Genomic DNA, 6,864 nt, shown 5'->3' with positions numbered 1-6,864 from the left:
TGGATTTTGCCCAGATAATCATAAAAAGTTTTTTATTTTCATGGTTTTAGATTTGCAACCTTAGAACTTTTGTAACAATTCATAAATTTGATGAAATTTTCTTTGATTCATCAAAAAGTGGTTTATAATAATACGTTTAATTTTTAGATTTAAAATCACAAAGTAGCCACCATGCCCCAATACGTCCAAAAACTACTGTCGCTCAACCTGCCATCAGCGCGCACGACACTTCTGGTCAGCCTAGGATTGCTATTAACGCTGTCCTTGTTGATGATTGCTTCAGCTTCTATTCCTTTTGCGCTTGCCAAAGACCTGTATCCGATGCGATTCTTTTGGTCGCAGCTTTTGTATATCGGTCTTGGTGTGGTGGCGGCTTATATGGTGTATAAGCTGCCTTTGCGGATTTATTGTAAGTTTAGCAATGTTTTGGCGCTTTGGCTTGGCGTGGTGGCGCTCCTGGTATTGACGGCAATATTTGCGGTGCCGATTAATGGTTCTAAGCGTTGGCTGAACATTGCTGGCTTTAGTCTGCAGTCGGCAGAACTTGCCAAGATGGTCATGGTCATGGTGGCAGCTGAATACGTAGTTCGACGTTCGGCGGACATGCGAGGCAGTCTATGGGGTGGCTGGAGACTTCTATTGTGGTATTTGCCCATTGTGATCTTATTGGCTTTGCAACCAGACTTTGGTTCAACAGCCGTGATTGTGGCAACATTATTGGTGATCGCCTTTATCAGCGGCGCTCCATTAAGGGATTATGCGTTTATTACGACGGTTGTTGGTGTAACGATGGCTGTTGGTATGGCTTTTGCTGACTATCGACGTGAGCGACTGATGTCTTTTTGGGATCCGTTTGATGACATTCAGGATACTGATTATCAGTTGTCTAGAAGTTTGATTGCCTTTGGTCGAGGTGAATTTAGCGGTGTGGGCTATGGCGACAGTGTTCAGAAGTTATCGCATCTACCCGAGGCGCATACGGACTTTATCTTAGCGATTACCGGTGAGGAATTGGGCTTTATTGGTGTGTCATTTGTACTGCTGCTAGGAGCGCTCATTGTAGCTGCGATCATGCATATCAGCTATGTTACCTTAAAGCGTCGTCAGTTGCGTCTAAGCTATATGGTGTTTGGATTCGCTACAGTAATTTTTGGTCAGATTTTTATTAATGCTGGCATGAACATGGGCATTCTGCCAACGAAGGGCTTGACGCTACCGTTTTATAGTTTTGGTGGTTCGGCACTGCTTGTGAATATGATGATGATTGGCTTTATTCTTAAAGTTGATAAAGAGAGTGAAGGCATCGACCGTATGGGGTTAAGCCGTAATTTCTAAGATTTGTAGATTACAAAGCAAAAAGTCAGCCAAAGCGCTGGCTTTTTTATTGGCTGTCTGATGCGATACCAAGGCTGTTTTGGTGCATGAGTGGTGCGTTATCCCAGTGTTTGATGGCAAATGTTAGGATATCATCGACGGTGCCGTCCTGCATGTCGTCAGCGATGGGTTGTCTTAATAAACGCAGCGCATGAATAAGTAATTCGCTTGGGTATTCATTTTTGATGGGCTTGGCAAGGTTTTGCTTGGATAGCTTTTGACCGTCGTTATTGTGTAGTAGTGGCAGATGATAGAAATAATCAGCATGCGGCAGTTGGCAGGCTTTATTGATGAATAGCTGTGCGGCTGTCATCGGCATGATGTCAAGCCCACGCATGATGTGGCTGATGTTCTGTAGCCCGTCATCAATGGCGCAGGCAAGGATGTAATTAATCATGCCATTTTGGCGTTTGATAACGACATCGCCAAGACTCTTGGCAGAATTATCCCAAATAACCCCTTGGATACCATCATAAAAAGCCGTCGCCACGTCAGGCAGGCATAGGCGAATCTTACTGTCAGGATGCTGGCCGTCATGCGACTGATGCAGGCATAAGCGCGGATAGATGGGAGGAGCATTAAGATCTTGGGTTTGGTTTAGGTTTTGTAGGGTGTGGCTTAGGGTAATGGGCGGTGTTGCCTTATTGGGATGTGTGCGAAAATATTCACTAAGCTGCTTTCTTGAACATTGGCACGCATAGCTGATGGCTGATAGATGGTCGTTGATGAACTCATCATAGATGGGCTGTCTGTGCGACTGATAGATAATCTCGCCATCCCAATGCAGGCCCAGTCGGGTTAGATCGTCCAGTATTGAGTGACTGTATGCTTGTTTACAGCGTTCAAAATCAACGTCTTCGATGCGCAATAACCACTGCCCACCCAATGCCTTAATATGACAAAAGCTCGCCACAGCAGTCGTGAGCGAGCCTAAGTGTAAGTGTCCCGTCGGTGATGGTGCGAACCGTCCGATGATGGGGCGTTTGGAGATTGACACGCCTTATCCTAGATTTTGTTTTTCTTTCATTTCGGACAAGGTTTTGCAGTCGATGCACTGCGTGGCGGTCGGTCTTGCCTCTAGGCGTTTTAGTCCGATTTCAGTGCCGCAGGTCTCGCAGTAACCATAATCGCCCGTGTCGATCTCAGCGATGGATTTGTCGATTTTGCGAATGAGTTTGCGCTCGCGATCACGAGTGCGCAGGGCAAGCGCGAACTCTTCTTCTTGAGTGGCGCGGTCGTTGATGTCTGCCATCGCGCTCGTTTCTTCGTTGATGTAATCTTTGGTGCGCTCAGCTTCAGACATTAGCTCGCCTTTCCATGCCAACAAGAGCGAACGAAAGTGCTCAAGCTGCTTGTCTGACATGTATTCTTCGTCTTTGGCAGGCTCATAGGGGGTGAAAGTTTTGTTGTTCATGCGCTGATTTATCCTTCAAAATGCGCCTTAAGCGACTTGGTGAATGGCGATGTGAATAGCGCAAATACACCGCCACAAAAAATGCCACAGCGTTGGAAATCATCCAGCCAAAAAGCATCCTCTAAGCAAAACTAAAAAATGACCAATTTAAGCTATTGCAAGTCCATAAAGCCCCATAGTTTGCCAAAACATAGCAAGAATTACAAGTGTTTCTTGTGGGATTGGTGCATTATTTATTAATTATGCCGTAAAATTCGCGCCTAATTTTGCACTCTTTTGACTAAAGTTGCTAGTTTTTCTTTGTTATAAATGTGTATCAAGCGCAAACCCTCAGGTACGTCATCTAGCTTAAAGTCACCATAATGCGGTAAAAACTGTCGACTGGTGGCAGGGCAGGTGTATAGTGTGGCAGGGTATGGTGTCGGTATGGGCAGCTCATGAGCTTGATGTACATGACCGCATAAGATTGCTTTTGTATTAGGGCGAGGCGTGAGAGCCTGCCAAAAAGCATCATGGTTCTGAAGCATGTGACCATCTATCCAAGCCGAGCCTACAGGCAGTGGATGATGATGCATGGCGATGATGGTGGGCAGCCCATTAGCCAGATGTGATCTTAGAAAGTGCAGTTTGTCATCATCTAGATGACCGTAAATCTGCCCATGAACGGCAGAATTTACTGATAAAATTTGCCAGCAGGCATCAGGCAGTTCAATAACAAGGCGGTGTGTGTCCACTAGCCTAGCATCTGCCTGTATGGGTAGAAATTGGCGTTCGTGAAATAGCAAATCATGCCCAATCTCATGCGTTATGTCATGATTGCCTGCCAAGCAAACAAAAGGAACGTTAGTCTCTTGAAGCTCATCAAACAACCAATCATAAAGATGAGTATCACCATCATTCACCAAGTCGCCTGTCAGGAGTAATAAATCAGGCTTATGCTCTAAGGCAAGCTTAAGTACTGCCAAAAATTTATCGCTGTGAGCAGGTTCGTGCGCAGATAAATGCAAATCGCTGATCTGAGCGATGGTGAAAGTATCTAAGTGATGGCGAATGTGCATGATGGTTAGGCTTGAGCTTTGGTGAGCTTATGAGTGATATAAATAATAAAAAACACCACCGCCAAGGTCAGCACGATGGCAAGCCCGGTCTGCACATCAAGATAAACACTGCCCCAAATCCCTGCCGTCACCCCAAACTGAGCTAGGACAAGCGCGATGATGACCATTTGGCGTGGCGAGGCAGCCAGCAGGCGTGCGCTCAGAGCGGGCAGAATCAACAGCCCGCTGATAAGTAGGCTACCCACCGCTTGCAGGGCAATGGCGCAAAACCCAGCCAATAGCCCCATAAAAAAAACTTGCTGCTGTATTGGACTGATGCCAGCAATGCGCGCCAAAGGCTCTGAAGTGGCAAGCTTCACCTGCTTGCCCCAGATCCATATTAAAAATGCACCGCCCATCGCTACTAATACAGCTAAGCGTGGTAGATCTGCCCAGTCCACATCAAGCAGATTGCCGAATAAGAACCCAAGGACGTTCGCCTGCTGCTGTGTCAGTTGGGTTAGGGTTAATAATCCCAAGCACAACAGCATGGCCGCCATGACGGACAGAGTGGCATCATTAGGTAGGCGTTTGTCATTCATAAAGACAAGTGCTGCCACGACGAGCATGCTTACCAAGATGATGCCAATATCAGCAGGCAAGCTAAGCCATGCAGCAATCGCCACACCAAGCAATGCCCCATGTGCCAACGTATCGGCAAAAAAAGCCATCCGTCGCCACAGCACCAAGCAGCCAAGCGGCGCAGATAATAAAGCCAATAATGTGCCTGCAATCCAAGCAGGTGCGATGATGGGTAGCCAGTCGGTCATGCTCGGTTATCCGTGGTGCTCGCAGCTGTCATTATGATGACAGTGATCATGATGGTGAATGTAGGGTTGGTAATGCCCAAACAGTCTGGTGAATTCAGGTGCAATGGCGATCTGGCTGGGCTCACCTTGACAGCAGATGTGTTTGTTTAGACAGATGACACGCCTAGAGCCTTTCATCACCCAGTGCAGATCGTGCGATACCACCAGCATCGTACAAGCTAGAAAATCAGGCAGTTCATCAATAAAGTGATAAAGCCAACTTTCTGTCTCAGGGTCAAGCCCTTGCATCGGCTCATCTAAGATGAGCAGGTCAGGCTTGTCCAGTAGTGCGCGCGCCATGAGTACGCGCTGAGTCTCGCCGCCTGACAGATGGCTTATTTGTTTATGGATGAGCGGCTTGATAGATAGTTTATCAAGTACAAAGGTTTTCTGATCGGGGGTGAGTCGCTTTGGATTGGCTTGGGATAACAGGTCTTGTACGCGGAGTGGCAGAATCTCAGGCACGCTAAAGCGCTGAGGCACATAACTCAGCGCAAGCGCTTGACTGTCTATACTTCCAGAAGTAGGCTTTAGCAGACCCAATATCAGCTTAACAAGTGTTGATTTGCCCGCACCATTTGGACCAATGAGACTGACCATCTCGCCTGAATACAAATCAAGAGAGATGTCATGTAACAAGGTGGCATCGCCAACTTTATAACCGATGTCTGTCAGGCTTAGTAGGGGTTCAGCCTTGGCAGTCACGGCAGATGCCTTTTAGTTCGATGACGGTGTTTTCAACATTGAATCTTGCGTCATTCTGTGCAAAGTCCATGATGTTATCGACCGGTAGATTGCTGCACTCTTCGACGCTGTTGCATGATTTACAAATCAAAAAAGCAGCCGCGTGCTTAGAACGCGGATGACAGCAGGGCACATAAGCATTCAATGAGCTAAGCTGATGAATGAGTCCTTCGTTTAACAAAAATTCCAAAGAGCGATAAATCGTCGGCGGCGCGATGTTCTTGCTGGCGACGTCGGTATTTTGGCGGCTAAGCTGTAATGCGCTGATCAGGTCATAAGCGCCTAGCGGCTTGTCCGATTCTAAGATAAGCGCATAGACTTCTTCGCGCAGTGGTGTGAAGCGAACCCCTTGCGCTTCGCAATGCGCCTTGGCTTCTTTGATGCGTTCTTCGATATCGTGGTGATGGACATTATGATGATGATCGCATGAGCAGTGATGAGTGTGTGCAGTAGTCATAATGGGATCTTTTGGCTGTATTGTTCGTGTTATGATTATGGCTATTGAGAAATTGGCGGCGTTTTTAAATTAAATCACCAATAAAGCATTTATTTGAAGGGCTATTATACCTTATAATGTAACTGCTGCCCATAGACAAAGTTTTGCAATCTGTTGAAAAATTGTCAATAATTTGGCGACAAAATCACCAATTAATGTTATATTATAACAATTTTAAAACAAGCCAGTAATCGCTAAGCTAAGTTTTACGACCTATTTTTTAATAATTTAAAGTTATCACAAAAGGGTGCTTCATGTCATTTAAGTCCATCATTAAGAATATTACAAAAACCACCATCGCACTGTCTTTATTGGCAGCAGGCGCTGCTCATGCAGGCACAGTTAGTGTGAGTAATTACCCATTGGCGCTGCTATCTAATGCAGTCACCAAAGACGCTGCGCCCGCCAAGGTTCTACTTAATGCTGGCGATGTGGGGCATCATGGTGAGCTTAGCCCAAGCGCCAAAAAACTGGTTGTGGATAGTGATTATGTTGTGTGGTTTGGCGCAGCGCTTGAGCAGAATTTGGTAAATACGCTGTCTGATGCGCCGAATGCAATTTCGCTGTTTGATTTTAATGCTTTTGAGCGTCTGCCGCTTCGCAATATCGATGGTACTGTCCAACCCGGCAGTTTCGATGCGCATATTTGGTTAGAACCTGAGAACGCCAAGGCCATCGTGCGCGCGTTGGCTGTGGTGCATTCGCATGCCAATCCTGAACATAAAGCAAAATATGCGCAGAATGCTGCGGACTTCCAAGCGCGCATGGATGAAGCTGTCGCCAAGGTGAATCTAAGCGCTAAGACGTTGCCTTATTGGGCGTATCATGATGCGTTTCAATACCTAGAACGCAGTGCCAACCTTCAATTTGCTGGTGCACTGACGCCTGATCATCACTTATCACCTAAGGCAAGCCAAATCCGTCTGCTCT

Annotated in this window: 8 protein-coding genes; 2 read left to right on the top strand and 6 right to left on the bottom strand. The window is 46.5% G+C overall.

From position 1 onward, the window contains the following. Positions 1-171: 171 nt before the first annotated feature. The gene (locus tag GY683_RS06100; RefSeq protein ID WP_297287895.1) at positions 172-1,335 is read left to right on the top strand and encodes an FtsW/RodA/SpoVE family cell cycle protein; all 1,164 of its coding nucleotides are present in this window, start codon (positions 172-174) and stop codon (positions 1,333-1,335) included. Positions 1,336-1,381: 46 nt separating this feature from the next. Here GY683_RS06100 and gluQRS read toward each other — a convergent pair whose 3' ends face one another. The 6 genes from gluQRS to GY683_RS06070 all read right to left on the bottom strand — a co-directional run bounded on the left by gluQRS (position 1,382) and on the right by GY683_RS06070 (position 5,895). Continuing rightward, positions 1,382-2,365 (bottom strand): tRNA glutamyl-Q(34) synthetase GluQRS, encoded by a 984-nt coding sequence (gene gluQRS, locus GY683_RS06095; RefSeq protein ID WP_297287896.1) that lies wholly within the window; start codon positions 2,363-2,365, stop codon positions 1,382-1,384. A gap of 9 nt (positions 2,366-2,374) precedes the next feature. Next, positions 2,375-2,788, bottom strand: a complete 414-nt coding sequence (gene dksA, locus GY683_RS06090; protein WP_297287894.1) for an RNA polymerase-binding protein DksA — start codon at positions 2,786-2,788, stop codon at positions 2,375-2,377. A gap of 260 nt (positions 2,789-3,048) precedes the next feature. After that, the gene (locus GY683_RS06085; protein WP_297287893.1) at positions 3,049-3,846 is read right to left on the bottom strand and encodes a metallophosphoesterase; all 798 of its coding nucleotides are present in this window, start codon (positions 3,844-3,846) and stop codon (positions 3,049-3,051) included. A gap of 5 nt (positions 3,847-3,851) precedes the next feature. Further along, positions 3,852-4,655 carry a metal ABC transporter permease gene (locus GY683_RS06080; RefSeq protein WP_297287892.1) on the bottom strand — a complete coding sequence of 268 codons (804 nt, stop codon included), beginning with the start codon at positions 4,653-4,655 and terminating at the stop codon, positions 3,852-3,854. Between the two features lie 6 nt (positions 4,656-4,661). Next, complete coding sequence (locus tag GY683_RS06075; protein ID WP_297287891.1) at positions 4,662-5,399, bottom strand: metal ABC transporter ATP-binding protein; 738 nt, start codon at positions 5,397-5,399, stop codon at positions 4,662-4,664. Beyond that, positions 5,383-5,895, bottom strand: a complete 513-nt coding sequence (locus GY683_RS06070; RefSeq protein ID WP_297287890.1) for a Fur family transcriptional regulator — start codon at positions 5,893-5,895, stop codon at positions 5,383-5,385. Before GY683_RS06070 ends, GY683_RS06075 begins: the two co-directional genes overlap by 17 nt. A gap of 293 nt (positions 5,896-6,188) precedes the next feature. On the opposite strand from GY683_RS06070, the gene GY683_RS06065 reads away from it, so the two are divergent. Then, positions 6,189-6,864 (top strand): metal ABC transporter substrate-binding protein (locus tag GY683_RS06065; RefSeq protein ID WP_297287889.1); only part of this gene is annotated, 676 nt, incomplete at its 3' end.

It is taken from the genome of Moraxella sp. (genome assembly GCF_024227015.1).
GTDB lineage: Bacteria > Pseudomonadota > Gammaproteobacteria > Pseudomonadales > Moraxellaceae > Moraxella.
The sequence above is the reverse complement of the archived record's forward strand: the minus strand, read 5'-3'. Positions and strand labels throughout refer to the sequence as shown.

What these genes read in the sequence shown, in the direction of transcription:
- GY683_RS06100 (WP_297287895.1), top strand. Translation starts at nt 172, where the DNA reads ATGCCCCAATACGTCCAAAAACTACTGTCGCTCAACCTGCCATCAGCG.
- GY683_RS06085 (WP_297287893.1), bottom strand. Translation starts at nt 3,846, where the DNA reads ATGCACATTCGCCATCACTTAGATACTTTCACCATCGCTCAGATCAGC.
- GY683_RS06070 (WP_297287890.1), bottom strand. Translation starts at nt 5,895, where the DNA reads ATGACTACTGCACACACTCATCACTGCTCATGCGATCATCATCATAAT.
- GY683_RS06080 (WP_297287892.1), bottom strand. Translation starts at nt 4,655, where the DNA reads ATGACCGACTGGCTACCCATCATCGCACCTGCTTGGATTGCAGGCACA.
- dksA (WP_297287894.1), bottom strand. Translation starts at nt 2,788, where the DNA reads ATGAACAACAAAACTTTCACCCCCTATGAGCCTGCCAAAGACGAAGAA.